Below are 26,892 nucleotides of genomic sequence, written 5' to 3'. Positions count from 1 at the left end.
TATTTTTACTTTTTTAAATTCTTATTTACCAGGAATAAAGATATTAGAAAGTTGAAAACAAGTACACCGCCGCAACAGGCCATATAAAATGCCATCCAGGGACGGTCCGGCTTCATGATGAAGTAGGTGATTACCGTCGCGATAACAGTTATGATAATTAGCCCGATCAGGACGCGTGTCAGTGTTTTCTTATTCATTACGAGGATCGATATATTTTACAGCTTCTTTGAAACGACCGTAAGAACCCTTAGCTTTTTCTAATGCTTCGTTAGCATCGATACCTTTCTTTACCATTTCCATGAATTTACCCAGGTGGATGAATTCATATCCGATTACCTGATCGTCAGCGTCTAATGCCATACGGGTACAGTAACCTTCTGCCATTTCCAGGTAACGAGTACCTTTAGCCAAAGTACCGAACATAGTACCAACCTGGCTACGCAGACCTTTACCTAAGTCTTCCAGACCAGCTCCGATAGGCAGACCTCCTTCTGAGAAAGCAGACTGTGTACGTCCGTAAACGATCTGCAGGAATAATTCGCGCATAGCTGTGTTGATAGCGTCGCAAACAAGGTCAGTGTTCAATGCTTCCAGAAGAGTTTTGCCCGGAAGGATTTCTGATGCCATCGCAGCAGAGTGAGTCATACCAGAGCAACCGATTGTTTCAACCAGAGCTTCCTGAATGATTCCTTCCTTTACGTTCAGTGTCAGTTTACATGCACCTTGCTGAGGAGCACACCAACCCACACCATGAGTCAAACCTGAGATGTCAGTGATCTGAGTAGATCTAACCCATTTTCCTTCTTCAGGAATCGGAGCACAAGGATGGTTGGCTCCCTTCTTTACAACACACATGTGTTGAACTTCATGTGAATAAATCATAATCGCTAATTTATTATATTAAAGTGATAATAAAACTTTATGCTAATTTCTATGTAATATCGCCTTTGTTAAAGCCGCACAAAGATAGAGTTTTTAATTTTTCCATGCAACAGGGCAGGTTTGTTATTTCTCTGTGGAATCAACATTTAGAGGTGTTCCGTTGAGGATGATATCCCAGGTGACAGGAGCTATCTTTTTCATCATAAGCGTTACTCCGCAATACTTTTCTTGTGATAAGCGGACTGCTTTCACTATTTTGGCGCTGTCGGCTGGGTTGGCAACAACATGGTAAGTCACATGAAAGCCGGTGTAGACCATCGGAATGCCGTCGGATGTTTCTGCGGTGACGTCAATGGAGAGACTTTCAAAATGTACCCGCATCTTCCGGAAAAGGGGGGCTACATCCATGCCTGTACATCCGGCCAAGGCAACCAACATCAGAGCTTTGGGGCGCGGCCCTTCATCGTTACCCCCGTTTTCTACGGAGGTATCGATGATGATCGGGTGGCCGTTCAACTCGGTTTCAAAAGTAGAATCTTTTTTCCACTTTAATGTGATCTGAGCGGACATATACCTTATTTATTTAGAGTCTCCTGTAGTTTGGCATCTATCTCTTCACCATGAATATTCTTGGCGATGATTGTACCGTCTTTGTCGACCAGAACCGTATGAGGAATGCTGTTTACTCCGTATAGAGCGGCACCTGCATTCTGCCAGCCTTTCAGGTCAGACAGTTGTGTCCAGGTAATGTTCAGGTCTTTTACGCCTTTTGCCCATGCATCGGCTTTACTATCCAATGAAATACCAACGATTTCAAAACCTTTATTCTTGTATTGTTTGTATAGCTCGACTAAATGCGGTGTTTCTTTACGACAAGGAGGACACCAGGATGCCCAGAAGTCGATCAGGACAACTTTACCATTACCTACAAATTCAGACAGTTTGTGAACTTCACCTTTAGGATCAGCCATTTCGAAATCTACGAACTGTTTGCCGACAGCTACATTTTTCAGTATTTCGAGGCGGCTCATCATTTTGTCGATACCCGGGAATGCCTTGAAAGTTGAGTCAGCCTGTGCGATGATTTCACTCTGTTGTTCTTCACTCAGATTGTAACGGTTGTCAAACGTATATTTAGCAGACATTTTTTGATCCATATGGGCCAGGATATAGTTACAAATTGCCCGTGTGATCTTTTCGCTGAATTCGTCATACTTCTTTTCTGCGGCGTTGGCTATATCTTTATCTTCAGAACGGATGGCATCCCCCAGTTTACCCATTTCATCATAAATCGGAGCGATCTCATCTTTCAATGCCTTTTCTGCATCATTGGCCGGTGTTCCGGTCACAACAGAGAATGTATCGAGGTTGGCGATGATTTTTCCGTTTTCAAGGGTGAAGGTTGTTTTAAACAAATTGGGTTTGCCACGTTCTTCGGGAACAACATCCGTCGAGAACTGAAGAGTAGCAAGCAGCGAACCCTCTTGTGTCCCTTGAAATCTGAAAGTGTTGTTTTCCACTAATGCACTGTCCAAAGGTGGGACATCCGGATTTCCGTACTCATAGAGGTATACATACTTTCCATTCAGATCGGCGTTTGATACTGTACCGGTTATTTCGTAACCCGGTTTTTCGCTGCAGGCAGCAAGAAGCAGTGCGGAAGCAGCAAGAGGTAGATACTTTTTCATATATTATATGTGTTAAAACGATATTATCACCTTCGAATATGCGAAGTTATCGCTTTATTAATAATCCTTTATTCCTTTAAGCTTAAAAAGTTTTAATATTACGGAAAAGATGGATTATATTTGTCGTCTGATCAATAATAAACATAATAATGACTCGATTCCTATCAATACGATTTCTATTATTGGGCTTATTCCTGCTGTGTCCTTTTTTTAAAGGAGCGGCATCGATGGCGTTCCATAAAGCGAATAATATTGATTTGTCGAATAATGCGATAATAGATATTTATCAGGATACTCATGGTTATATATGGCTTGGAACGTATGACGGATTGAACTTGTATAATGGGAAGAATACCTATGTTTACCGTTTTGAACCTGATAATAAAAATACACTTTGCAGCAATATTATTCATAAGATTTCGGGAGGTGGCGGAGAATATCTATGGATCTCGACCTCGATGGGGCTGAACCGGTTTTCATTGAGAGAACGCAAAGTGACGGAGTCGTATATGGAATATCCCGAATGCCGCCTGATTGTTGCTGACGCTCTGGAAAATACGCTATTGGTAAGCCGGAAGAATTTTATTTCTTGTTATACCGCCCGGGCTGGTTCTTTTCAGGATATTTATACAGAAGGGATAACACCGGATGCAGTAAAAGCCTTGTTTACCGATGAGCAAGGGGATTTTTATATCCTTTCGTCTGACGGCTTTCTGAAAAAGATCATTCCGGATTATTCTACTTTACCTCTTAAATTACAGATAAAAGAAAGCAAAATACATGATAAAGAGATAAGGCAGGCTTTTTATGAAGAAGGTGTTCTCTATTATGTGGATACTGAGAACAAATTGTATCAATATGGAATGAAGGATAAAAAGGAAAAATATTTGTCTGATCTTTCCGTATGGATGAAGAAATATGGGGATATATCCCGTATTGTTTCTTTTCAGTCGAAACAATACCTGGCGTTCAGGGATGGTTTATTGATGGATTTGGATGATCCGGAAGGAGCTTTCGATCTGAATATCGGTATTTTTAGTATGATTAAAGACAATAAACAGAATATTCTTTGGATCGGAACGGACGGACAAGGTGTCAGGATGTTTTACGATAAGTCTGAGCGTTTTGACGGGTTGTTGCTGGAAGATTTGCCTTTTGTGATGCGTAATCCTGTACGTTCGGTTTATACCGACGAAGATAAAACGTTATGGTTCGGAACAAAAGGCGATGGCTTTGTTCGTATAAAGGAGTATGATTCTTATAAGGGAAAACAGATACCTTCCGATAAGATAACTCGTTATACCACAGCCAACGGACTTTCTAATAACCGTGTATATTGTTTTTATAAGAGCCGGTATCATTCTTTGGTATGGATCGGAACGGATGGTCCGGGGCTTTCCTATTATTCGTATGAAGATGGGAAGGTGCATACACTTCCCAGTAAGATCGATACAAAATTAAGATATGTGCATTCTATTTGTGAGGTAAACGATTCTACTTTATGGGTAGCCACGACAGGGGATGGATTGATCGAGGTTATTCTGGAGAAAAGTAAATCGGGTCTGGTCGTCGAATACATTGATTCCTATCAACTGGAGAAGGATGGAAAAGTCTGTAACGAATTCTATTCGATGTATTACGACGGAAAATCGACTATATATCTGGGTAGTCGCGGCGGATACGGGATGGCACGTTTTGACCTGCTTACCCGGGAATATGACTTTATGTCGATGAATAATTCATCCAACCAGGCAATTGGTGACGTATTAAGCCTGTATTATAGTAGCGACTCGACTTTTTATCTGGGCGCCAGTTCCGGAATGACCCGTATGAAATGTAATTCATCAGGCACTTGTGATGTCAGGCAGTTCGACAGGAGTGACGGTATCAGCAACGATATGATCCACGGTATATTGGAAGACCGGGATGAATGTATCTGGTTAAGTACCAATAAAGGATTGACGAAATATAATCCCCGTAACAGTTTCTTTCATAACTATGGGTATCAGGAGTTGAAAGTTACTGAATTCTCGGATGACGCCTATTGGATATGCGAATATACCGGACGGTTGTTTTTCGGTGGTATCGATGGTCTCGTCTGGATCGACCCCCAAAATGACCAGTTGGAAAACTTTCGGCCGGACCTTCATTTCTTTGAACTGAAGATGGGAGGGGAGACGGTCAGTCTTTACGACTATACGGATGCAGAGTCTGCCCAGCTCGTGATTCCTCCGGATATCTCGACGTTTAATATCTCGTTTGTTGCAACAGATTATATTCATGGAGAAAACTATGAATACTCTTACCTGTTGCAGAATTATAATACCGGCTGGACGGAATTACAGAAGAATAACGAAATATCGTTCACCAAACTTCCTTACGGTAACTATGTACTGAAAGTCCGCTACAAAAACGATGTGTATGACTCGAATGCCCGCGAATACCTTTTACCATTGAAGGTACTTCCTCCCTGGTATCGTTCAACCTGGGCAATCGTATTATATGTGTTTGCATTTCTTCTTTTATTAACGGGGTTATTTTACCGTTTCAACCGGAGAATGGCAGAAAAGCAACAACTCGTTGCACGGAAGATCAGGGAAGAACAAAAAGAAAAACTATATGAGGCAAAGCTGAATTTCTTCGCCAATATCACACATGAACTTTGCACTCCGCTTACTTTGATCAACGGGGTGGGGGATTATATCCATACTTATGCGGAGAATACTTCGGATAATAAACTGATAAGATATATCCGTATATTGCGGGATAACGTAGTAAGCCTTAACGAACTGATCCAGGAAATCCTCGACTTCCGCAAGATTGAGGAAGCGGGAATGAACTATTTCAGTATTAAAAAGACTTCCGTTTCCGATATTATCCGCAGGCAATACGACTCCTTTACCCCTATTGCTGAGCAGAATGGAATAAACTTTACGATATCTCTGCCGGACTCTCTTAATTGGAATACCGATCCTACCGGTCTGAAGAAGATTTTGGTTAATCTGATATCCAACGCTTTCAAATATACGGACGAGGCCGGTAGCATCCGTATCTCGGCAACGATAGAGGATGATTCGTTAGTCATCAGCGTATATAATACTGGTAAAGGAATATCGGAAGCAGACCTGAATACAATCTTTGACCGATATCGTATACTGGGTGATCTGGATGGAAACAATTATACCCAAATGACTTCCAGAAACGGTTTGGGATTGTTTATCTGTCATAGTATGGTGCAGTCTTTGCGTGGTACGATAGAAGTGAAAAGTGAAGAAGGTAAATTTGCTGAATTTATCGTCCGGTTACCACATCTGGAAGTAGATGAAGACGGTACGGTGGAAGATAACGAAGAACCTGATACCTGTATTTTAGCGACTTCTCCGGATCAGGGTGAGATAGGGATACCGGTATCTGCGGATGACAAACCTTGCATCCTTGTGGTAGACGACAATAAAGATATTGTCTGGCTTATCAAAGAATCCTTATCCCCGGCTTATACGATAGAAGAAGCGTTCAGTGTAGAAGAGGCACTCGCTTTGATGGAGAAACAAACACCGGCTCTTATTATTACAGATATAATGATGCCGGATATAGACGGCCTGGAGCTGATCAGTCGCGTGAAGTCGGATAAGTTTACCCGGCATATCCCGTTGATCGTCGTTTCCGCCCGTATCTCCGAAAGCGATCAGGCTGAAGGATTGGACCTGGGGGCTGACGCTTACCTGACTAAACCGTTCTCGTCGGTTGTGCTCCGTTCGGTGGTGAATCGTCTGATGACAAGCAAGAAGGAACTGAAAGATTACTACTATTCACCGGAAAGTGCTTACGAGCAATCCGGGGGACAGTTGATCCATCAGGAAGACAAAGAATTTATGGATGAAGTTATTGCTATCATCACAGAGAATCTGGATAAGGAAACTTTGCGTCCCGAGCTGATTGCAGAGAAAATGGGTATGAATACCCGTTCGCTTTACCGTCGGTTCAAGAAAATATCTCCGCTTACTCCGACCGACTTTATTAAGGATTACCGGCTGACGTATGCTGCCCAATTGCTGGTAACGACCAATCTGAATGTACAGGAGATCATCTATAAAGTAGGTATCTCAAATAAATCCTATTTCTACCGCGAGTTCGCCTCCAAGTATAACCAAACACCAGGTGAATATCGGAAGAATTAACCCCTCGATCTTTTCGACGGTGTCGAGACGATCCTTTCGATGGCGTCGAAGCGACCGTCTCGACGACATCGAACCGAAGCATTCGACATTTCCTGTAAGAAACCATCAGTGTCCCGGATTACCAAAAGAGTGTCATAATCTACATCCGGCAGATTATGACACTCTTTTGGTATTTGAGGAATAACCGAGGGAAATGAAAACTAACTAATATTGCATTCGTGATTTATCACCGCCCTTGTTTGATAGGCATTTTCAGACAAAGGCGTTTTTGGGGAGTTGTTTTCTTTGGATAGTGAATGCATTATTGAGTTAACAGTAAAGTTGTGTTGTTATGAATAAATATGTAATTGTAGTAGTTAGCTTACTCTTATTCTCTGCATGTAGGGAAAATATCTCTGTAAATGTCCCGGAATTATCGGACGGAGATCCTACCACTTGTTATACGGGAGCGCAGGGCTTAAATAAAATCGTTTTTGATACTCAATGCAGCATTCCTATCCAAAGTTACAAACTCTACTCATCGGGAGAAACGCCGGAACACGATCCGGCAACCTGGACATTAAAAGGTTCGTACGACGGAACGAAATGGGTCGTGATTGACGAACGCAAAGACCAGCGTTTCTGCTCCCGCTATCAGGAGATACTTTGCACGATAGCTAATCCTTCAAATTATAAACAGTATATGTTGGAAGCGTCCACTGAGGGAAATGATATATTGATAATAGGCGATGTCTCTTTCTCAGAAAAGAACCTCCTGACGGACTGGAAAGATTTCAGATATCCCGAAGTAGACTTCGAGGTACTCGATCCTCAGACAAAGGGGGCGTCCATCTATGCCGACCTGGTGCAGGATCCGGACGCTTACATAAAATACCATGCCGAAAAGGTAGCGGAAATCCTTTTCTATACCGCCCAGGATACGATGAATGACGTGCAGACCATTCAATATACACTGAAAGACTACGACGGTGTATCTGCCAAATCCGGCAATCCCCCTGTTATTTCCATCGAATACAGTACACAACACATAGAGAAGTCAGCCAACGAGTCGTTGTATAAACTCGACTTTGAGACACGTGGCGTCTTATACCATGAGTTGGTTCATGCCTATCAGTTCGAACCGAGAGGTATCGGGAGTTATTCCACCAATAAGGAATTTTGGGCCTGTATCGAAGGAATGGCTGATGCAGTGCGGGCAGAAGCCGGTTTTTTTGATATGAATACACGCAAGCCCGGAGGTAACTGGATGGATGGTTACCGCACAACGGGTTTCTTTATCCAATGGCTGAAAACCAAAGATCCGGATGCTATACGTAAATTCCATCTGACTGTCCGCGACCTGGAAGTCTGGAGTTTCGATAAAGCGATAAAAAGTGTCTTCGGTGAAGATAGCAGCATCGAGGGCATGTGGAATGAGTACCAGGCGTTCCTGACGAAATAACAAATACATTATATATTATGAAGTCTTCAACATGTTTAGCCTTAATTCTGTCTGCTTTACTGGCAGGAGGAAATTTATTTGCTCAGCAGGATAAAGTCTCATTAGTGAACCCGATCATCGGAACGAACGGGATGGGACATACTTTTCCGGGAGCATGCGTACCGTTCGGACTGGTACAGTTGAGCCCGGATACCGATACGATCCCGCATAATGTGGACGGCAAATATCAACCCCGCGCTTACGAATATTGTGCCGGTTACCAGCATAAAGACAGCAGCATCGTCGGTTTCAGCCATACCCATTTCAGCGGAACCGGACACTCCGACCTGGGTGATATCCTGATTATGCCGACTACCGGCTGCCTGAAACTGAATCCCGGAACAGCAACCGATCCCGACGGCGGCTATCGTTCCCGATTCTCACACGACACAGAGATCTCCCGTCCCGGTTATTATGAAGTGATGCTGGCCGATTACGGTGTGAAAGCACAACTGACTACAACCAAACGGGCAGGAATACATAAATATACTTTCCCGAAAGAAACGGAGAATCAGCGTATTATCCTGGATATGATACATGGTATTTACAACTACGACGGAAAGGTTCTATGGACAAGTATCCGTGTGGAAAATGATACGTTAGTGACAGGATATCGTATAACCAACGGCTGGGCACGAGCCAATTACACCTATTTCGCCATGTCTTTCTCCAAACCGGTTATCCATTACGGCTGCGATGAAAAAGCAAAAGTCGATTACCGCGGCGGTTACGGCAAGTTCAATATGAAAGAGAACTTCCCGGATATAGGCGGACGGAAGATCGTTGCTTATTTCGATTTCGATCCTGCTTCTTCGAATGAACTGGAAGTAAAAGTAGCCCTTTCCGGTGTAAGCACCGATGGCGCTTTGAAAAACCTGCATGCCGAGGCTACCGGATATAGTTTTGACCAACTGGCTTCACGTGCTGCGGATACCTGGAATAAGGAACTTTCTATTATAGATGCGAAAGGTACTGACGATCAGATGGCAATGCTTTATACCTCTTTGTACCATACGATGATCAATCCTTGTGTCTATACCGATGTAGATGGTCAGTATCGTGGCCTGGATGGTAATATTCATAAAGCAGACGATTTTACTAATTACACGGTCTTCTCTGTTTGGGATACGTACCGGGCTTTGCATCCGCTGTTCAATATCATCAATCGCCAGGTGAATACCGATATTGCCCGTTCCATGCTGAAACATTGCGAACAAAGTGTACATAAGGCGTTGCCTGTATGGAGCCATATGGCAAACGAGAACTGGTGTATGATCGGTTATCATTCTGTATCCGTATTGGCTGATGCCGTGGCAAAAGGCTTGCCGCTGGATAAGGAGGAAGTGTTGAAAGCAATGGTCAGCAGCTCTACCATTCCTTATTATGACGGAACGAAAGAATTGATGGAGAAAGGATATGTCTCCCTCGACCGTAGTGGCAGTGCCGCTTCGTTGACACTGGAATATTCCTACGACGACTGGACGATTTACAACACAGCCCTTTTGGCAGGAAATCGTGAAGTGGCCGACCGTTATAAGAAGCGGGCTATGAACTATACGAATGTATTCGACACCAGTATCGGTTATGCCCGTCCCCGTTATTCCGACGGACGCTGGAAAGAGAACTTCAACCTCCTGAGCACACACGGCGAAGGTTTTGTCGAAGGCAATGGCCTGAACTATTCGTTCTATGTTCCTCAGGATGTAAACAATATGATCCGATTGATGGGTGGCGACAAGTCATTCATCACTAAACTGGACTCTCTCTTCACTATGCACCTGCCCGACGAATTTTTCGCCGAAACGGAAGATGTTACCAAAGAAGGTCTTCTGGGTGGTTACGTACATGGCAACGAACCGAGCCATCATATCCCATTCCTGTATATGTGGACTACACAACCCTGGAAAACCCAGTACTGGCAACGTGAGATCATGAACAAGATGTACCGCAACAATATCGACGGCCTGTGCGGTAACGATGATTGCGGCCAGATGTCTGCCTGGTATATCCTGTCGGCGATGGGCTTCTATCCTGTTTGCCCGGGAACCGATCAATATGTATTGGGTGCCCCTTATCTGCCTTACATGAAAGTCTCTCTTGAAAATGGAAAGACATTCGAAGTCAGAGCCGACAAGGTAAGCGACAAGAACCGTTACGTCAAATCCGTAAAACTGAACGGGAAACCATATACCAAAGCGTATATTACTCAACAAGATATAATGAACGGGGGAGAGCTGACCTTCGAAATGACATCTGCTCCAAACAAGAAGCGTGTCTTTGCCGAAGCTGACAAACCTTATTCATTGTCAACTACTTATCAGTAATTGTTAGAATTAAAACAACGGCAGAAGGAATAGGGATGCGTGTTCTTTTTATCATGTATCCCTTTCTTGCAGTTTCTCCTTTTCCTTTTTCGGAAGACTCCCGACTACGATCTCATACGATTTCTTCACCAGCTCTTTAATCTTCTGATCCGGCACATCCTGATTGAAATAGACACTGATCCAATACTTCTTGTTCATGTGCCACCCCGGCGTAATGCCTGCATACCTTCCTTGCAGTTCCCCCGATTCATCCGGATTGCATTTGATACAACAGAAATCAAAGACCTCGATATTCACAAAGCAAAACCATTTGTCCGCAATATAGAAACACAAGACATCCCGACTGTATTTATCCGCCACATTGGGAAACGGCATCTTTTCATGTACTCCTTTTAATGAAAGGCAATATTCTCTGAACTCTTCGATATTCATATCAACATGTCAAGGTAATTTTCATATTCATTTTACATTCATCCAGTTTTCGATATTGCGCTCTTCGGCACTGAAATTGGCACCGACTTTGATTAGTTGGCGGCCATCGGACTGGTAAGGGATGAGATAGCCCTTATCGTCGATCTGGCGGAGGGCTTCTTCTACGGTACCGTCGAGTTTGAACTCGAAGACGTAGATGTAGTCGCGGGTTTTCACCACGGCGTCGGCACGACCGCGGGCACTGCGCACTTCGGCCTCCGTGAACTGTCCCATAAGCTTGAAGACGAGATAGAAGACGGCCTGATAGTGGCGTTCGGTCTTGTCATTCAGTTCGTAGGGAATATCGGCAAAGAAGGCACGCAGGCGTTCCATAAAGGCATCTACGTCGCCCGACTCCAGTTCACGAACAAATTTTCCAATGTAGAAAGAACTCTCGGTAGAGGGGATAGCAGTATAGAATGGCACGATAAAATTCAAGAATCCGTATTTTACTTCTTCGTTAGGAAAGCCTAACGTATATAGTCGGAAACGTGGATCAAACCCTTTAATCGTCAGGTAACCGCTTTGATAGATCACCGGGATGGGACGTTGCACGTCGGCTCTATAATCGGCAAAACCATCGACTGCCATTTGTACGCCGTCGATGTCGCGCAGGTCGTAGTTAGTCTTTTTCAGCAGTTCGACGAGGAAGGTCGGGGTTCCGGTCTTAAACCAGTAGTTGTCGAATTGACTTCTGTCCAACACATTCAAGACGCTGAAGGGGTTGAAGATGCCTTCCTGCCCAAACATGAAATGGTAGCCGTCGTAGAGGCGTGTCATGGTTTCGCGCGTCTCTTCGGGAGTGAGGTCGTTGTCTTCGCCCAACTCTTTCAGTTCGGGTTCGAAATTGTCGGCTATCTCTTGCCAGGTGAGGCCGCAAATCTCGTTATAACGCTTGTCCATACTGATATCGTTCAGCTGGTTGAGGTCGCTGAAGACGCTGACCTGGCTGAATTTGGTGACGCCTGTCAACAGATAGAATCTCAGATATTGGTCGGCACTTTTCAGTACGCCGTAGAACGCTTTCAAGGTATCCTTGTAGGCTGAATGGAGTGCTTCTTTATGCAGCGATTGTAATAGCGGCTTGTCGTATTCGTCAACCAGGACAACGGCGGGGTGGCCTGTTTGCTCGGCAGCACGGCGTATCACCCCTTTAAAACGAAGGGAAAGGGTTGTTTCATCCTCCCCTTTTCCGTAGATTTCTTCCCATTGTGTCAGTTGGTTGCTGAGCAGGGCGTCCAACTGTTCGGGGGCGTCGAACTTTTCGGCATTCAGATCTATGTGCAATACCGGATAGGTGATCCAGTCTTTTTCCAGCTGCTCGATGGCAAGTCCCTCAAACAACTCCTTTTGTCCTTTGAAGTAGGCTTCGATAGTCGATATCAGCAAGCTTTTGCCGAATCGCCGCGGACGGCTCAGGAAATAAGAACTTCCGCTGTTGGCCAGTTCATAAACAAGGGCTGTTTTGTCGACATACAGGAAGTGATTGTCGCGGATCTTTTTGAAACTCTGCACCCCGATCGGGAATTTGCGTAAGATTGATCTAGCCATAGTCGTACTGCTTTATAAAGTAGCAAATATAGTTATTTAATTTGAATTCTGCCGCAGGTTGCTGCCGGCGCATTTGTCTATGCGGGCGATATTTCCTCTGCCTGCGGTGGCAACGAATACACCCTGTGTGTCCGATATCCCATCTTGATCACTATTCCATCCTTCGTAAACTGTTTCATATCCTCCGTAGCCCGGTAACGGCTGCAACTGTTCAGCGAGGCATAATCCGTCAGATTGATATACGGATTGTTTTGCAGGTATCTGAGCATTTTCTTTTTCCGGTCTTCCTGTTCGTTGGAAGTTACATTTTCCCTTTTGACTTTTATCGGTCGCTCCTTGTTGACCAATGCTTTCAATCGTTTGGAGCAACGGAAGTTTACCCCGTCAGCCCTCGCAAAGAAGACAGTCCGGCCTTTCTCATCTGTTTTCTGTAACGTTTTGAGGGCAGGGGAGAAGTGCCCGAACCCCTCCAGTTCCACACAATATCCATGCGATAAATTCCTACCTATATAAGTGGTCAATGCTTCGATCACTCCTTTTATATCCGCTGAGGTAAGCGAACTTGAATCTGAAAGATATTCACAAATCTCTTCCATTCTCATGGTCCCTTTGGATATAAGCCGGGCGCAAGACTGTTGCTCTGTCCCATTCCCTTTAGGAGTCTTATATACTCCGAATTTTATTCTCCCCATACTAGTGTCAATTAATCGTTATCTATATCTATAATTACTCGGACTTATCTTTGATTATGTCCGATCTTATCGTGTTTTTCTGCCGATGTAAGTTGTTGCCGACGCCCTCGGCAATATTGTTGAGGACGTCGGCAAAGCTGTCGAGGGCGTCGTTTATTTTGCCGAGGGCGTCGGCAACAACTTCCCCGCCTTCCAAAGATACTAAATATTGGGGCAGAAAGCAAGAAAGACAAGCTTTATTTTGTTTTTGTCCGAGGTAATTGCCATATCTTCCCAGGATGATGTATTTTTGTATCACCATAAAAAAGATTACCATGATGACATTATCTAATTTTGAGTATTATGTACTTCCCCGGATATGGGAACGCGGAGTTTCTTATTATAGGCAGGGGGCCGTGGAAAGTTTGGAAGAGGAGTTTCCTGACGAATGGAATGCGACTGTCCGGGGAACAGAGGAATATACAGTAGAGATAACTCTGGAAGATGACAAGATTATGGATTATTTCTGTGATTGCCCTTATGATGGAGATATTGAAGGATTTCTAATCGGTTTTTCGATATCTAAATGGAAGCATGGAGGTTCTGAAATTGATTTCAGGCCAATTCAGGAGAATCGGTTGATTAGTAAGTAAAATGTTTTTCTTGTATTTATAATAGTTTCAGCCCTTTGGCTATCCGGCATGCCTCGATGGAATTGCTTACGTGCAGTTTTTCCAGGATATTCTGCCGATGCCTGTTTACCGTATTTATGCTGATCGAGAGGGTGGAAGCAATCTCTTTGCTCATCATGCCCTGTTCTATTAGCTGTAGAATCTCTCTTTCTCTTACGGATAAAATATCGTTATAAGTCTGTTTCTGCAGTTCCAGGATTTGTCCGTTGGCGGAGTTGATGATGGCACTGTCTAAAGATGGATCGGCTGTCAGGTTGTAAAGACATAAAGACAACCGGATGCTGCCGTTGGATTGGCTGGCGATGTAGAACATTCTGTGTAATACATGGATATATTTGTCGGTATTATCACGCATCCGGATATGACTGACAATATGATAGTCGGCACGTTCCTTTTCCGGAATACTTTTCAGAAAGTCCAGGAACCGGAGTTCCTGGAGGTGTTTTTCCAGCAGGTCGTCGGGATGGATACGGCTGAAGATCTCTTCTTCCCAGATCGAGTGGATCGTTTTGTTGGAGCCTCGTTCGGTCAATCCCAGTTTCTCCGCCATTCCTCCGTAGTAGATATGGCTCGTGTTCGTTTTCATGTCACTTAGTACTGCGATCGAATTTTCAATCTGTGCATACGTGGATGCGATCAGTTTACATTCATTGAGCCGGTTCGATAACTGTTGCTCTTCTGTGAATGTCTGTTTCAGTAATTCGTCGTTCAGTTTGTTTACGATATCCATATCTGACGGGTAGAATGGTTATTAATCAGTATTGCATGTTTATCGGCAAGCGTCTACCTTTGCAAAGGTAAATAAAATGTATGAAAACAATGAAGAAAATGATCTTAGGCGTATTCGCCTTACTGGCAATGGAAACAATATCGGCACAGACACTCGAAAAGATGCAGTGGTTCAACGAACCTGTACAATGGGAGATCAAGGACAAGACATTGTCCATGTTCGTCACCCCGCAAAGCGATTACTGGCGTATCTCCCATTATGGATTTACCGTCGATGATGCGCCTTTCTATTATGCGACTTATGGCGGCGAGTTTGAAGCCAAAGTGAAGATCACGGGCGATTATAAGGAGCGTTTCGACCAGGCGGGACTGATGCTGCGTATAGACCATGAGAATTATATCAAGGCCGGTATCGAATTTGTAGACGGTAAATTCAATCTGAGTACGGTCGTTACCCATAAGACCAGCGACTGGAGTGTGATAACGTTGGATAAACCTGTCCCTTATATCTGGATCAAGGCTGTTAGGCGGCTGGATGCCGTCGAAATATTCTACTCCTTCGACGACAAGACCTACACCATGATGCGAAATGCCTGGCTACAGGATAATACGCCGGTAAAGGTCGGCTTTATGGGAGCTTGTCCCGACGGAAACGGTTTTAATGTAAAGTTCGAACATTTTCAGGTAAAGCATCTGCCCGATTTGCGCAGATTGGAGTGGCTGAAGAAAAATGCGGAATAAACCTCTGTGTTCCTCTTTCACGATTAAAGAAAAAATTCTATATTTGCACCGCTTTTAGGAGTAAATCAGATAATTTCTATATAAATCAGATTAAGAAATGACAAAGAGCGCATTACAAATTGCAAGAGCAGCTTACCAGCCTAAGGTACCCGCTGCATTGAAAGGTGCTGTAAAAGCCGTTGACGGCGAGTATACAGAATCAGTAGCCGATCAGGAAGATATCAAAAAACTGTTCCCTAACACGTACGGGATGCCGATCGTTACTTTCGAAAAGAGCAGCGAAAAGAAAGATATGCCTGCTATCAATGTAGGTGTGATCCTGTCAGGCGGTCAGGCTCCTGGTGGTCATAACGTGATTGCCGGTATCTTCGACGGTGTAAAAGCTACAAACAAAGACTCTCGTCTGTATGGCTTTATCCTGGGTCCTGGTGGTCTGATCGATCACAAATATATGGAACTGACTGCTGATATTATCGATGAATATCGTAATACAGGTGGTTTCGATATGATCGGTTCAGGTCGTACTAAACTGGAAACAAAAGAACAGTTCGACAAAGGTCTTGAAATCCTGAAAGAACTGGGTATCTCTGCTCTGGTTATTATCGGTGGTGACGACTCAAATACAAATGCTTGCGTATTGGCTGAATATTACAAAGCTATCAACGCTGGTGTACAGGTTATCGGTTGCCCGAAGACGATCGACGGTGACTTGAAGAATGAACAAATTGAAACTTCTTTCGGTTTCGATACTGCTTGTAAAGTATATTCAGAAGTGATCGGTAACATCCAACGTGATTGTAACTCAGCTCAGAAATACTGGCACTTCATCAAATTGATGGGACGTTCAGCTTCTCACATCGCACTGGAATGTGCTTTGCAGACTCAGCCGAATGTGGCTATCGTTTCAGAAGAAGTGGAAGCTAAGAACATGTCTTTGGACGATATCGTAACTTATGTTGCTGAAATCGTAGCAAAACGTGCAGAAGCTGGTAACAACTTCGGTACGGTATTGATTCCTGAAGGTCTGATCGAATTCGTTCCGGCTATGAAACGTTTGATCGCTGAATTGAACGACTTCCTGGCTAAACACGATGCAGAATTCAAGATGATCAAGAAGAGCGAACAGCGTGCTTATATCATTAGCAAGCTGACAAAAGAAAATTCTGACCTGTATGCTTCTCTGCCGGAAGGTGTTGCACGTCAGCTGTCTTTGGATCGCGACCCGCACGGAAACGTTCAGGTTTCTCTGATCGAAACAGAAAAGTTGTTGTCTGAAATGGTAGGCAAGAAATTGGACGAATGGAAGAAAGCCGGTAAATATAACGGTAAGTTCTCTGCTTTGCACCACTTCTTCGGTTACGAAGGTCGTTGCGCTGCTCCGTCTAACTACGATGCTGACTACTGCTATTCTTTAGGTTACACTGCTTCTTGCCTGATCGCTTCTGGTAAGACTGGTTATATGTCATCTGTACGTAATACGACTGCTCCTGCTGACAAGTGGATTGCCGGTGGTATTCCTGTAACAATGATGATGAACATGGAAAAACGTCATGGCGAAATGAAACCGGTTATCCAGAAAGCTTTGGTGAAACTGGACGGTGCTCCTTTCAAGAAGTTCGCTGCTAACCGCGACGAATGGGCATTGACTACAAGCTATGTTTATCCGGGTCCGATCCAGTATTTCGGTCCGACAGAAGTTTGCGACGAACCGACTAAGACGTTGCAGTTGGAACAGGCTAAGTAATAGCGTTCTGCGCATGATATAAAAGAAGAGACTGTCAAAAGTTTGTATTACCACAGACTTTGACAGTCTCTTTTATTTTTCTTGATTACGACAATGGCGTTCAGTGCGTCTATGCATTAGATGGTTAGTTGTTGACTATCAGATTGAGTTTCTCCATATTTTTCCTTTTTGTTACTCCGGTAATCAGGAACCAGTCGATGAGCCACCAAATCCCCAATCCGCCTCCGGTGAGAAGTTTACCGATCCCTTTCCCTATATTACCGACCAGGAAACGGTCCACACCAAACATTCCGAGGAAGATAGAAGCTAGAAGTATTTTACCCGGACTTTTAAAAGGAGTTGTCATTAAAAGGCATTCTTTTTCCGGGGTGAGATTTAGCAGACGATTGATAGGAATCTCATATTCCGGAAATTTATGTTCATTGGCCAGAAGGAACTGGTCTACTTTTTCAGCTTCCATATGATCGTGTTAGTAGATTATAAATGTTTTGCAAAGATAGTTATTTCTCCTGTCTTCTACAGACCTTTATGGATATTCCATATCCAATTCAGGAGCATAAGTAAGATTATCAGCATGAGAATGTATTTGTTAGCAAGAAGCTGTTCTGATCTTTTTAGCCAGTCACGGAACTGGCGGCTTTTTCGTATAAAATCGCAGGTAAGTCCGGTAGTGTAGAAAATAACCAGTAATGCCAATAGTAATCCGTAAGGATTGATCAGGACAGAAGTATAAATGTCTCCTTTCAACAGACTGAGTAAGGCACGTCGCGTGCCACATGCCGGACAGGGATATCCGGTAATGGTATGGAAGATACATGGGATTGATAATAAAGCATATCCCACCATAATAACTATGGCAGGATATGCATATTTATTTCTTATTCCCACAAGAAACAGGATTAAAGCATTAATACGTTTTGTAGCTGTTCCAGATTTTTCTTTTTAGTAGCATCCATGATGAGGAACCAGTCGATGATCGACCAGATTCCGCAGCCCCCCAGGGTCACTAATTTACCGACTCCCAAACCTATGTCACCTATCAGGAAACGGTCTATACCCAGTGATCCCAGGAAGACGGAAATGATAAGTATCGTTGTCGGATCTTTAAAATCGCAGGTTTGTAAATAAATCAGCTTGGATTCATCTAAGGCTAACAAACGATCTCTGATAAAAGGCATCTGACTGGCAGGCAATTTGCTACTGTTCGTCATGAGGAACATATCGACTTTTTGTGCGTCCATAATTTTGTAGATTGATTTACTAGTGACAAATATAATATTTTATATTATACTGAGGCATGCAGCGGATGTTATTCTTCGATATACGGCATCAGGAGATCACACTGTTCCAGGTAATCATGTAATGTCTCTGCTTCTTGCGGTCTTTTGTCGAGTAATTTACAACTTAATTCCCTGGCGGCGGACAGTTTCATTAATCCCGGCAAGCCGCTTTTTATCAGTTCTTTTTTCGGGAGATAGTCGTCTGGGAGGCTATCTTGGAGCAATTGGAAATAACTGATGGATAACGCAATCTCTTGCATTTGTTTTGCATATCCATTGCGACGTTTTTTTAAGGCGGCAATCGCTTCGATGTACATCTGTTGATGCATTTCGACGGCAGCCGGATAATCACCCGATAATATCAGTGTCTGCAACACAAACATACGGCATAAAGTTCGTTCTTGTTCCGGTACCGGTAGTTCGATCAGATATTCAAGTCCCGCTTTTGTCTCGGCAATAGTGAGAAGGCTTTCCGGTGGCAGAGGACGCGGTGTCTGTCTTTTTATCCAATGGTGGCAGGCGAGACTTATCATACAGCGATGGAGCAGACATGAGGGATCCTTTTCATCTCCCATGTAGGAAGCATACCGATCGGCTTCTGCAAACTCATTCTTGCTCATGCACTCGTACACCAGGTTCCTGTAAAACTCCGGACATAGCGTTTCGTCATCTTCATCTTCGTACTCGTCTTCATCATTCAGCCCTTTCCATAATTTATACGGTGCACTCCATTCCTCCAGGAAAGGCATCTCTTCCTCGTCGATAAAATCTTCGAAATCCATATCTCTGACATATTCTTCTGCGGCCTTAAAGGCTTCGGGGAAGGCAACGAGGCTGAGCATATTCTCAAGCTTTTCAGCTTCCGGCTGTTCGTCGTATCCTGTCATAATACAAATGATGGGAAAAAGTCCATACCAGAGTCCCAGTGTATCAACGGCAGTCTGGTCACCTTGGGCAAATCGTTCCGAAGCCAATGGTACAATGGTTTCTATCAGTTCAAAAGGTGAGAGCTCTCGGACTTCCTGTGGGTCCTCTGCCGGTAGGATACCGAGCGACAGTAGTTTTTTCCATAGTTTCGAACCGGCAGTGATGCAGCAGCGGTTTGTCTTGTGGTCAAAGTATGTTCCTTTGGCGAAAAAGCCACTTCGTTTCTTGAATTTCATTGCTTGGCTACGTTCTGGGTCCGGTAGTAGTTCCGGTGGTAGAAGGTAGAGGTATCCAAGTTGTACTAATTCATCACGTACCCGTAGCAGGGTGTATCCGCAATCGAATAGATCTTGAATTTGGTAAAGACTGAAGCATATGCTCTTGGCTAAAGGCGGAACGGGTGATGCAGTAGCGACTGTTTTCACTGAATATTCTACCAGACTTTCTATTTCGTGCATTGACATAATGACTGTAATTAAATGAGTTTAAAAGGTTGTCTGCACAAATTTACCCATTTTAAGGGAAAGTACACCATTTCTATCTATCTTTGGTGTTGAAAATATTAATTTAAATAATAAATAGACTATGTTCTCAGGAATTGTAGAAGAAGCAGCTCAGGTGGTTGCGTTGAACACAGATCAGGGAAACCTGCATATCACAATGAAATGTTCATTTGTAAATGAGCTGAAAATTGATCAGAGTGTGGCACATAACGGCGTATGCCTTACAGTTGTAAGTCTGACTGACGATACATATACGGTGACAGCCATTCAGGAAACTCTGGACCGATCCAATCTGGGATTGCTGAAGGTGGGTGATCTGGTCAATCTGGAACGAAGCATGCTGATGAATGGTCGACTGGACGGTCATATCGTACAGGGACATGTAGATCAGACTGCTGTATGTAAAGATGTACGCGAGGCTGACGGTAGCTGGTATTATACATTTGAATATACATTTGACAAAGCAATGGCGCAACAAGGGTATATGACGGTGGAAAAAGGTTCTGTTTGCGTGAACGGTGTCAGCCTGACTGTCTGCAACTCACAGCAAAATAGTTTTGAAGTGGCTATTATTCCTTATACACATGATAATACGAACTTCTGCCAGATCGAAAAAGGTACGGTAGTCAATTTGGAATTTGATATTGTAGGCAAGTACATCAGCAAAATGATGCAGTTCAAATGAAAGATTTCCTCTCATAAGCCAGACAACGGCAGAGCGACCGGGCATTCGACCCGGTTTCGTTTTGTCGATTCATTTCACGACACATCTTTTTTTCCAGATATCCATCTTGTAATATATATAGGTAATAAGCAACCCGATGGCAATACTGATCCCGATTGCCCACCAGATCCCTTGCCGCCCGTACCAGGCACTTAGTTGGTAAGCCAGCGGAATGCGGATCAGCCACAGACAGAGCAAGCTGGTAACCATCGTGAAAATGGTATCGCCTGCACCACGGAGTGCTCCGTTGTATATGTTCAAAGCACCGTGTACAATAAAGAATCCTCCGATGATCAGTAAATATTCTTTTCCGATAGCGATAACAGCCGGATCGTTGGTGAATGCGCACATCATCTCCTCTCCGAAAAAGTAAACGGCGGCAAAAGTGATCACGCTGAATATAACATTGACCAGCATGGTGAAACGAAGTCCCTGGCGAACACGGTCGAAACGACCGGCTCCGATATTTTGTCCGCAAAAGGCAGCCAGTGCTCCGGACAGGGTGAGAACGGCTTGTGTTATGATGGTATCTATTTTGCCTGCAGCACCATAGGCCGTCAGCGTATCAGTACCGAAACTGTTTACTATTCCGAGGAGTGCGATCAGCCCTAATGCGATTGCACACTGCTGGACGCTGGTCGGCAATCCTATTTTCAAACCTTCCTTGAAGAGTTTCATATCAAACAGTAAATCCTGTTTTTTGATGGAGAGCAGGGGATGCGTGTTGTTTACATATCCCAGAGCGACACACATGCCAATGCCCTGCGCGATGACAGTTGCACGTGCTGCTCCTTCGATTCCCCAGTCGAAGCCTGCGATAAAAAGTAAATCCAGGACGATATTCAGTACTGTCGTGATGAAAATGAAGATCATCGGACGGATCGATTCACCTACACCCCTTAATATGGAGATAATACTGTTGAATGTCACAAACAGGAAAGTTCCTCCTATATAAATCCTGAAATAAGCAACGGCACCCGGTATGACTTCTTCCGGTGTATTGGTCAGACGGAAGATCGGTTCTGCAAATATGATTCCGGCGATGGAAAGGGCGATGCCTGCCACCAGCATAAATATAAAAAAGGAAGAGAATGCCCGCTGCACTTTATCATATTGTTTGGCTCCGAAGAACTGCGAAACGACAACGGATGTACCGCTTCCGACACCGATAACCAATGATATAATAAAATAGTAAATGAAAAAAGAGGCGGAAACGGCAGCTAGTGCTTCTTTTCCCAAGAACTGCCCGACGATAATACTGTCCGTAATATTATAGAGCTGTTGCAGTAAGTTCCCGATAAGCAGCGGCAAAGCGAAACGAATGATCACTTTCCATACGGAACCGTGTGTCAGGTCTGAGGTGTTCATAGATCTTTGAGCAGGATATTATCGTTTGCTTTGATCATATCTTCCCGGGTTTTCAGTAATGCATGCCATTCTTTGGTAAAAAGTTTGGAAGTATCTATCTTGAAATTTTCGGAACCATATTCATCCATCTTTGCAAACAGGTAACCGACTGTTATCTTATTGATGTCGATGGCCGGTTGATAGTAGGCTACACGCTCATCGTCGCCGTAATTTACTTCGATGATGATTCCGAGTTCGGTAAGTAGATAAAGTATGTCTGTCGTGAGACGGATGGGAATGCGATAAGCGTCCGACAGCTCATCGGCCGTATAGGGTTTCTCTCCATTGACGAACCGTTTGATGATCAAGGAAGAGATAAGCAAGGTCAGGAAATCTTTGTATCTGCGGCTGATATTTTTACTGTCGCGCTCAAAACTAAACTTCTTCACATTCTGTGAGGCATAAGACAGTTCCGCTCCGAAAAGGCATATCAACCAGGATAGTTGTAACCAAAGCAGCAATAAAGGCAAAGCGGCAAAGCTACCGTAAATGGCATTGTATTTACTTACCCAAATCTGTCCGCTGATATATATGAACTGAAAGAACTGGAAAGCACAACCGGCAATCACTCCTGCAACCAAACCGTTGATGAACCTGACTTTTGTATTGGGAAGAGACAGGTATAAACCGGTAAAAGCCATGATCGTAATAATATAAGGTACTACATTCAGAGCAAGTTCCACGATCGGAGTGAAAAACAGATAGTTGCTCAAGAATGAATTTTGAAGCGTAGAAGCAAAGATGGAAAGCCCGCTGGAGGCCGTCATCAATATCGGTAATATGAGGAACAAAGCCAGATAGTCGGATATTTTCCGATACCAGGGTCGTGATTTCTTTATTTGCCAGATATCGTTAAAAGTATCTTCAATGGAAGAAATCAGGTTGATGACCGTATAGAATAGCAGAACAAGACCGATTCCGATGATAACGCCGCCCTGTGCCTGTGCCAAATAATTTTCCACATATTGAAAGGCTTTGTTCAGTTCGTTTTCATGTCCGGGAAAGTAATAGAGTAGTTCTTTCCTCACAGTGGCCTGGAATCCGAATCCTTTGGCTATCCCGACCAATACTGCCAAAAGAGGAACAATTGCCAGAAAAGTACTGTAGGTAAGGGCTGAAGCTTTGGTTTGCAGATTCTCGCTGTTGAATCCGCGTACAGCAAGTATGATTGTTTTGATCGTGTTGATATAAAGCTCTTTCAGACCGCTTACTTCATTCTCTGTGATTCTCCAGATGTCGTAAGTTACAAAACGAATGGTTCTTGTCAGCAAGGTGTTGATCCGTTCAATCAAAGGCTTTTTATCAGCAGTCTTTTTATCCGTCTTCTTCTTCATGCTGTGATTTGTAGGGGCAAAAGGTGTTTGCCTGATGAATAAAAAATGCAGCCTGCCTATAAGCCGGGTTCTGTACTCCCGTTTGCACGAAAGCGTCTGCCATTTATCTTGTCTTACCGTCACCGATAAGCTTTAGCGGTCTACCCCCCGGCATCGGACGAGCAATCCTACATGCGCCGGTATACATGACCTTACAACCCATAAGACGTACGGCATCCCGTATTACTACGGCATCCGGTGAGCTCTTACCTCACCTTTTCACCCTTACCGGACATGTCCGGCGGTTATTCTCTGTTACGTTACTCTACCCTCACGGACAGCTTCCCGTTAAGAAGTATGGTGCTCTGCGTTGCCCGGACGTTCCTCTCACCCGAAGATGAGCGACAGACCGGCAGGCTGCAATGCGACAAAGATAGGTATTTTAGTTGACAGTTGATGGTAGACGGTTGAGAATTTTGTCTCAATTGTCACTTGTCAACTGCCAACTTGATTGAACTTTCTGCCATTCTTTCTGTTATATTACTGAAAGCATGACCATTTGACCGGGGAATGATTGTTAAAAAGGTACTTTGCAATACACAGTACTGTTAAGTGCAGTTAACCCTGTATAATTCGCCGTTAAAAGTGATAAAAAATGAAGGTCAAATGGAATAATCGCACGTTTTTTGAGTTTTCTTTGTCGAAAGAAAAGTGTTAAATTTAAATGTTTGATAAAATAAAAAGAGTATGAGAAAAATGTGGAAAAATGTGCTTGGATTTGTTCTTGTAGCTGTTATTAGTACAGGAGCGGCAGTTGGGACGAGTGCTTATCTTATGAATAAAAATCAATCCGTATATAATGCCTCTAACTCAACAACGGCGAATACTTTTAATCAGCCTTACCGGTTGACTGGTCTGAATGCTGTAGCTGCAGAAAATACAGATTTTACTACAGCTGCGGAAAGTACGGTACACGGAGTTGTACATATCAAGGCAACGACGAATGCTAAACAGTCTGCGGGTGGCGGAGGCCAACAGCAGTATATGGATCCTTTTGAGTATTTCTTCGGATTTGGAGGACGGGGAGGTTTCCAGCGTCCACAGCCGCAGCCTCGCGTAGGAGCTGGTTCGGGGGTCATTATTTCTACAGATGGATATATAATCACAAATAACCATGTGATTGATGGTGCCGATGAGTTGGAAGTAACATTGAATGATAACCGTAAATTCTCAGCAAAACTGATCGGAACAGATCCTACTACAGATATTGCATTAATTAAAGTAGATGCCAAAGATCTGCCGACTATTCCGTTTGGAGATTCTGAAAAACTGAAAGTAGGAGAGTGGGTGCTGGCTGTAGGTAACCCTTTCAACCTGACATCGACTGTAACTGCTGGTATCGTTAGTGCAAAAGGACGCGGTATATCCATGGGAGGCGATAGAAGTAAAATCGAATCATTCATTCAGACAGACGCAGCCGTAAACCCGGGTAACAGTGGTGGTGCTTTGGTGAATACGAAAGGTGAACTGGTTGGTATCAATACAGCTATCTATTCTGAAACAGGAAACTTTGCCGGATATTCATTTGCAGTGCCTATCAGTATTGCGGGTAAGGTGGCAAGCGATTTAAAACAATATGGTACTGTTCAGCGTGCTGTTCTTGGAGTGTTGATGATGAGTGTGGGCGATATTGCCGATCAGTTGAGTTATCCGAATTTGGATAGTAAATTGAAAGAAGAGTTGACTGAACTGAAATCGAAGATTAAAGTTTCTGAGGGAGCTTGTGTATCAGATTTTGCTGAAAGAAGTTCTGCGAAAGAAGCCGGAATCGAGAAGGGTGACGTGATTATTGCTGTCAATGGAGCGAAAGTTAAAAATGCGAATGCATTGCAGGAACAAATCAGTAAATATCGCCCGGGTGATAAAGTTCAGGTCACTGTAGACCGTAATGGTAGCAGTAAGACATTTAATGTAGAACTTCGTAATGCACAGGGTAGTACATCTGTTGTGAAGAGCGCAGGTGATAACAGTGCAGATGTTCTTGGAGCCGCTTTTAAAGCGTTGACGGATAAACAAAAACGTGAACTTGGTGTAAGTTATGGTGTTGAAGTAGCAGGATTATTGAAAGGTAAATTAAAAGATGCCGGAATCCAGAAAGGCTTCGTTATCATGATTGTCAATGACCAGAAGATCTCTACACCCGAACAACTGGAGAAGTTGGTAGATAAGGTCTTGAAAGGAAATGCAGACGATCGTTACATCGTAGTAAAAGGTTTTTATCCGAACGGACGTACAAAAGTATATGCTATTGATCTAGCCGAATAATAAAATAAAGTTATATTCGTCTTATTTGGCGGGAAGATTGTTAAAGGTTTATAATTGGTCGGGTGTAGGGTGCACTCGACCAATTTTGTCAATAAAAATAATATTATCTTTGCACCCTGATATTTCTCAATTAAAAACATTGGATGAGACAGTTAAAGATCACAAAGTCCATTACCAATCGCGAAAGCGCTTCGCTTGATAAGTATCTTCAGGAAATAGGCCGCGAAGATCTTATTACAGTGGAAGAGGAAGTTGAATTGGCACAGGCAATTAAAAGAGGCGACCGGAGAGCATTGGAAAAATTAACCAGAGCTAACCTGCGTTTCGTCGTTTCTGTAGCTAAGCAATATCAAAACCAGGGGTTAAGTTTACCTGACCTTATTAACGAGGGTAACCTGGGATTGATTAAAGCGGCTGAGAAGTTTGATGAAACCAGAGGGTTTAAGTTTATTTCTTATGCAGTATGGTGGATTCGTCAGTCTATTTTGCAGGCTTTGGCAGAACAGTCTAGAATTGTTCGTCTTCCGTTGAATCAGGTAGGTTCGTTGAATAAAATCAGCAAAGCCTTCTCTAAATTCGAACAGGAAAATGAGCGTAGACCTTCTCCCGAAGAATTGGCAGACGAACTGGATATTCCTGTAGATAAGATTTCAGATACTCTAAAGGTATCCGGAAGACATATCTCAGTGGATGCACCGTTCGTAGAGGGCGAAGACAATAGTCTTTTAGATGTGCTTGTAAACGACGACGCTCCTATCGCTGACCGATCGTTGATGAACGAGTCATTGGCAAAAGAAATTGACCGAGCACTTGCTACACTGACCGAAAGAGAATGCGAAATAATCAAAATGTTTTTCGGTATTGGCTGTCAGGAAATGACATTGGAAGAGATTGGCGACAAATTTGGCCTCACTAGAGAGCGTGTCCGCCAGATCAAGGAAAAAGCAATCAGAAGATTAAGACAAGGAACACGTAGCAAGCTCCTCAAATCGTATTTAGGTTGACCTCGGGTAAAACCAAAGAGGTAAACAAAGCTCCATATCCAAAGGGATACGGGGCTTTTGTTTTTTATATATATACTATAATATAGATAATACAGGTTGTTAAGAAAATACTTAAAGGTTGCTGAATATTTTTTTCGTACTTAATAACCAGTACTTCAGTGTTATACTCTGTATGTGGCGACTCTCTATGAAAAATAAAGCATGAAAAGTTTGGAGTGTATGTTGTAAAGCACTACTTTTGCATCCGCATTCGAGAGA

The 26,892-nt window shown here is 43.5% G+C and carries 24 protein-coding genes and 1 other RNA gene; 9 read left to right on the top strand and 16 right to left on the bottom strand.

Going from position 1 to position 26,892, the window contains the following annotated elements; genetic code table 11:
- Positions 1-5: 5 nt before the first annotated feature.
- The 4 genes from DXD68_RS04860 to DXD68_RS04845 form a co-directional block, all read right to left on the bottom strand.
- Positions 6-197, bottom strand: a complete 192-nt coding sequence (locus tag DXD68_RS04860; RefSeq protein ID WP_122360555.1) for a hypothetical protein — start codon at positions 195-197, stop codon at positions 6-8.
- Entirely contained in the window at positions 190-882 is a 693-nt protein-coding gene (locus DXD68_RS04855) for an iron-sulfur cluster assembly scaffold protein (protein ID WP_122360554.1), read from the bottom strand. Before DXD68_RS04855 ends, DXD68_RS04860 begins: the two co-directional genes overlap by 8 nt.
- Before the next feature lie 123 nt (positions 883-1,005).
- Positions 1,006-1,452 carry an OsmC family protein gene (locus DXD68_RS04850; RefSeq protein WP_122360553.1) on the bottom strand — a complete coding sequence of 149 codons (447 nt, stop codon included), beginning with the start codon at positions 1,450-1,452 and terminating at the stop codon, positions 1,006-1,008.
- A 5-nt stretch (positions 1,453-1,457) separates the two neighbouring features.
- Complete coding sequence (locus DXD68_RS04845) at positions 1,458-2,570, bottom strand: TlpA disulfide reductase family protein (RefSeq protein WP_122360552.1); 1,113 nt, start codon at positions 2,568-2,570, stop codon at positions 1,458-1,460.
- A gap of 149 nt (positions 2,571-2,719) precedes the next feature.
- Here DXD68_RS04845 and DXD68_RS04840 point away from each other — a divergent pair, with 149 nt between their 5' ends.
- The 3 genes from DXD68_RS04840 to DXD68_RS04830 all read left to right on the top strand — a co-directional run bounded on the left by DXD68_RS04840 (position 2,720) and on the right by DXD68_RS04830 (position 10,552).
- Positions 2,720-6,748, top strand: coding sequence for a hybrid sensor histidine kinase/response regulator transcription factor (locus DXD68_RS04840; RefSeq protein WP_122360551.1), 4,029 nt, complete (start codon positions 2,720-2,722; stop codon positions 6,746-6,748).
- A 331-nt stretch (positions 6,749-7,079) separates the two neighbouring features.
- Positions 7,080-8,189 (top strand): basic secretory protein-like protein, encoded by a 1,110-nt coding sequence (locus DXD68_RS04835; protein ID WP_075556743.1) that lies wholly within the window; start codon positions 7,080-7,082, stop codon positions 8,187-8,189.
- Positions 8,190-8,206: 17 nt separating this feature from the next.
- Complete coding sequence (locus tag DXD68_RS04830) at positions 8,207-10,552, top strand: GH92 family glycosyl hydrolase (RefSeq protein WP_122360550.1); 2,346 nt, start codon at positions 8,207-8,209, stop codon at positions 10,550-10,552.
- 51 nt (positions 10,553-10,603) lie between these two features.
- Here DXD68_RS04830 and DXD68_RS04825 read toward each other — a convergent pair whose 3' ends face one another.
- The 4 genes from DXD68_RS04825 to DXD68_RS04810 form a co-directional block, all read right to left on the bottom strand.
- Complete coding sequence (locus DXD68_RS04825; RefSeq protein WP_122360549.1) at positions 10,604-10,984, bottom strand: MmcQ/YjbR family DNA-binding protein; 381 nt, start codon at positions 10,982-10,984, stop codon at positions 10,604-10,606.
- Between the two features lie 27 nt (positions 10,985-11,011).
- A complete protein-coding gene (locus tag DXD68_RS04820; RefSeq protein WP_122360548.1) occupies positions 11,012-12,574 on the bottom strand; it encodes an ATP-binding protein in 1,563 nt (520 codons plus the stop codon).
- 77 nt (positions 12,575-12,651) lie between these two features.
- Positions 12,652-13,266: an HU family DNA-binding protein gene (locus DXD68_RS04815; RefSeq protein WP_122360547.1), complete on the bottom strand. Its 615-nt coding sequence runs from the start codon at positions 13,264-13,266 to the stop codon at positions 12,652-12,654.
- Positions 13,267-13,300: 34 nt separating this feature from the next.
- A complete protein-coding gene (locus DXD68_RS04810; RefSeq protein WP_122360546.1) occupies positions 13,301-13,582 on the bottom strand; it encodes a hypothetical protein in 282 nt (93 codons plus the stop codon).
- Between DXD68_RS04810 and DXD68_RS04805 the strand changes: the two genes are divergently transcribed.
- Positions 13,581-13,898, top strand: coding sequence for an SWIM zinc finger domain-containing protein (locus DXD68_RS04805; RefSeq protein ID WP_199715416.1), 318 nt, complete (start codon positions 13,581-13,583; stop codon positions 13,896-13,898). The two genes, DXD68_RS04810 and DXD68_RS04805, sit on opposite strands and share 2 nt — an antisense overlap.
- A gap of 16 nt (positions 13,899-13,914) precedes the next feature.
- On the opposite strand, the gene DXD68_RS04800 is transcribed toward DXD68_RS04805, so the two are convergent.
- Positions 13,915-14,667: a response regulator transcription factor gene (locus tag DXD68_RS04800; RefSeq protein ID WP_122360545.1), complete on the bottom strand. Its 753-nt coding sequence runs from the start codon at positions 14,665-14,667 to the stop codon at positions 13,915-13,917.
- An 89-nt stretch (positions 14,668-14,756) separates the two neighbouring features.
- On the opposite strand from DXD68_RS04800, the gene DXD68_RS04795 reads away from it, so the two are divergent.
- Complete coding sequence (locus DXD68_RS04795) at positions 14,757-15,407, top strand: DUF1349 domain-containing protein (RefSeq protein WP_122361059.1); 651 nt, start codon at positions 14,757-14,759, stop codon at positions 15,405-15,407.
- Positions 15,408-15,504: 97 nt separating this feature from the next.
- A complete protein-coding gene (locus tag DXD68_RS04790) occupies positions 15,505-17,151 on the top strand; it encodes a diphosphate--fructose-6-phosphate 1-phosphotransferase (RefSeq protein WP_122360544.1) in 1,647 nt (548 codons plus the stop codon).
- Positions 17,152-17,275: 124 nt separating this feature from the next.
- Here DXD68_RS04790 and DXD68_RS04785 read toward each other — a convergent pair whose 3' ends face one another.
- From DXD68_RS04785 to DXD68_RS04770, 4 genes are all read right to left on the bottom strand, one after another.
- Entirely contained in the window at positions 17,276-17,611 is a 336-nt protein-coding gene (locus tag DXD68_RS04785; protein WP_122360543.1) for a TM2 domain-containing protein, read from the bottom strand.
- A gap of 56 nt (positions 17,612-17,667) precedes the next feature.
- The gene (locus DXD68_RS04780; protein WP_122360542.1) at positions 17,668-18,039 is read right to left on the bottom strand and encodes a DUF2752 domain-containing protein; all 372 of its coding nucleotides are present in this window, start codon (positions 18,037-18,039) and stop codon (positions 17,668-17,670) included.
- An 11-nt stretch (positions 18,040-18,050) separates the two neighbouring features.
- A complete protein-coding gene (locus DXD68_RS04775; RefSeq protein WP_122360541.1) occupies positions 18,051-18,392 on the bottom strand; it encodes a TM2 domain-containing protein in 342 nt (113 codons plus the stop codon).
- Between the two features lie 68 nt (positions 18,393-18,460).
- Positions 18,461-19,822 carry a hypothetical protein gene (locus tag DXD68_RS04770; RefSeq protein WP_122360540.1) on the bottom strand — a complete coding sequence of 454 codons (1,362 nt, stop codon included), beginning with the start codon at positions 19,820-19,822 and terminating at the stop codon, positions 18,461-18,463.
- A gap of 121 nt (positions 19,823-19,943) precedes the next feature.
- Between DXD68_RS04770 and DXD68_RS04765 the strand changes: the two genes are divergently transcribed.
- Entirely contained in the window at positions 19,944-20,546 is a 603-nt protein-coding gene (locus tag DXD68_RS04765) for a riboflavin synthase (RefSeq protein WP_122360539.1), read from the top strand.
- A 69-nt stretch (positions 20,547-20,615) separates the two neighbouring features.
- Here DXD68_RS04765 and DXD68_RS04760 read toward each other — a convergent pair whose 3' ends face one another.
- The 3 genes from DXD68_RS04760 to rnpB all read right to left on the bottom strand — a co-directional run bounded on the left by DXD68_RS04760 (position 20,616) and on the right by rnpB (position 23,726).
- Complete coding sequence (locus DXD68_RS04760; protein WP_122360538.1) at positions 20,616-21,953, bottom strand: MATE family efflux transporter; 1,338 nt, start codon at positions 21,951-21,953, stop codon at positions 20,616-20,618.
- Positions 21,950-23,326 (bottom strand): YihY/virulence factor BrkB family protein, encoded by a 1,377-nt coding sequence (locus DXD68_RS04755; RefSeq protein ID WP_122360537.1) that lies wholly within the window; start codon positions 23,324-23,326, stop codon positions 21,950-21,952. The genes DXD68_RS04760 and DXD68_RS04755 overlap by 4 nt, the downstream gene beginning before the upstream one ends.
- Before the next feature lie 43 nt (positions 23,327-23,369).
- Positions 23,370-23,726, bottom strand: an RNA gene (gene rnpB / locus DXD68_RS04750) — RNase P RNA component class A.
- A gap of 326 nt (positions 23,727-24,052) precedes the next feature.
- Between rnpB and DXD68_RS04745 the strand changes: the two genes are divergently transcribed.
- On the top strand, positions 24,053-25,630 hold the full coding sequence (locus DXD68_RS04745) for a Do family serine endopeptidase (RefSeq protein WP_122360536.1): 1,578 nt from the start codon (positions 24,053-24,055) through the stop codon (positions 25,628-25,630).
- Positions 25,631-25,773: 143 nt separating this feature from the next.
- Positions 25,774-26,634 (top strand): RNA polymerase sigma factor RpoD/SigA, encoded by an 861-nt coding sequence (locus DXD68_RS04735; RefSeq protein WP_005641668.1) that lies wholly within the window; start codon positions 25,774-25,776, stop codon positions 26,632-26,634.
- Positions 26,635-26,892: the final 258 nt, after the last annotated feature.

It is taken from the genome of Parabacteroides sp. TM07-1AC (assembly GCF_003480915.1).
GTDB classification, from domain to species: domain Bacteria; phylum Bacteroidota; class Bacteroidia; order Bacteroidales; family Tannerellaceae; genus Parabacteroides; species Parabacteroides chongii.
Note: the sequence above shows the minus strand (reverse complement) of the source record. Positions and strands in the feature narration are given on the sequence as shown.

What these genes read in the sequence shown, in the direction of transcription:
- DXD68_RS04830 (WP_122360550.1), top strand. Translation starts at nt 8,207, where the DNA reads ATGAAGTCTTCAACATGTTTAGCCTTAATTCTGTCTGCTTTACTGGCA.
- DXD68_RS04835 (WP_075556743.1), top strand. Translation starts at nt 7,080, where the DNA reads ATGAATAAATATGTAATTGTAGTAGTTAGCTTACTCTTATTCTCTGCA.
- DXD68_RS04785 (WP_122360543.1), bottom strand. Translation starts at nt 17,611, where the DNA reads ATGGAAGCTGAAAAAGTAGACCAGTTCCTTCTGGCCAATGAACATAAA.
- DXD68_RS04810 (WP_122360546.1), bottom strand. Translation starts at nt 13,582, where the DNA reads ATGGTAATCTTTTTTATGGTGATACAAAAATACATCATCCTGGGAAGA.
- DXD68_RS04795 (WP_122361059.1), top strand. Translation starts at nt 14,757, where the DNA reads ATGAAGAAAATGATCTTAGGCGTATTCGCCTTACTGGCAATGGAAACA.
- DXD68_RS04800 (WP_122360545.1), bottom strand. Translation starts at nt 14,667, where the DNA reads ATGGATATCGTAAACAAACTGAACGACGAATTACTGAAACAGACATTC.
- DXD68_RS04745 (WP_122360536.1), top strand. Translation starts at nt 24,053, where the DNA reads ATGAGAAAAATGTGGAAAAATGTGCTTGGATTTGTTCTTGTAGCTGTT.
- DXD68_RS04845 (WP_122360552.1), bottom strand. Translation starts at nt 2,570, where the DNA reads ATGAAAAAGTATCTACCTCTTGCTGCTTCCGCACTGCTTCTTGCTGCC.
- DXD68_RS04815 (WP_122360547.1), bottom strand. Translation starts at nt 13,266, where the DNA reads ATGGGGAGAATAAAATTCGGAGTATATAAGACTCCTAAAGGGAATGGG.
- DXD68_RS04855 (WP_122360554.1), bottom strand. Translation starts at nt 882, where the DNA reads ATGATTTATTCACATGAAGTTCAACACATGTGTGTTGTAAAGAAGGGA.
- DXD68_RS04770 (WP_122360540.1), bottom strand. Translation starts at nt 19,822, where the DNA reads ATGTCAATGCACGAAATAGAAAGTCTGGTAGAATATTCAGTGAAAACA.
- DXD68_RS04775 (WP_122360541.1), bottom strand. Translation starts at nt 18,392, where the DNA reads ATGGACGCACAAAAAGTCGATATGTTCCTCATGACGAACAGTAGCAAA.
- DXD68_RS04805 (WP_199715416.1), top strand. Translation starts at nt 13,581, where the DNA reads ATGATGACATTATCTAATTTTGAGTATTATGTACTTCCCCGGATATGG.
- DXD68_RS04860 (WP_122360555.1), bottom strand. Translation starts at nt 197, where the DNA reads ATGAATAAGAAAACACTGACACGCGTCCTGATCGGGCTAATTATCATA.
- DXD68_RS04765 (WP_122360539.1), top strand. Translation starts at nt 19,944, where the DNA reads ATGTTCTCAGGAATTGTAGAAGAAGCAGCTCAGGTGGTTGCGTTGAAC.
- DXD68_RS04790 (WP_122360544.1), top strand. Translation starts at nt 15,505, where the DNA reads ATGACAAAGAGCGCATTACAAATTGCAAGAGCAGCTTACCAGCCTAAG.
- DXD68_RS04840 (WP_122360551.1), top strand. Translation starts at nt 2,720, where the DNA reads ATGACTCGATTCCTATCAATACGATTTCTATTATTGGGCTTATTCCTG.
- DXD68_RS04735 (WP_005641668.1), top strand. Translation starts at nt 25,774, where the DNA reads ATGAGACAGTTAAAGATCACAAAGTCCATTACCAATCGCGAAAGCGCT.
- DXD68_RS04825 (WP_122360549.1), bottom strand. Translation starts at nt 10,984, where the DNA reads ATGAATATCGAAGAGTTCAGAGAATATTGCCTTTCATTAAAAGGAGTA.
- DXD68_RS04755 (WP_122360537.1), bottom strand. Translation starts at nt 23,326, where the DNA reads ATGAAGAAGAAGACGGATAAAAAGACTGCTGATAAAAAGCCTTTGATT.
- DXD68_RS04850 (WP_122360553.1), bottom strand. Translation starts at nt 1,452, where the DNA reads ATGTCCGCTCAGATCACATTAAAGTGGAAAAAAGATTCTACTTTTGAA.
- DXD68_RS04820 (WP_122360548.1), bottom strand. Translation starts at nt 12,574, where the DNA reads ATGGCTAGATCAATCTTACGCAAATTCCCGATCGGGGTGCAGAGTTTC.
- DXD68_RS04760 (WP_122360538.1), bottom strand. Translation starts at nt 21,953, where the DNA reads ATGAACACCTCAGACCTGACACACGGTTCCGTATGGAAAGTGATCATT.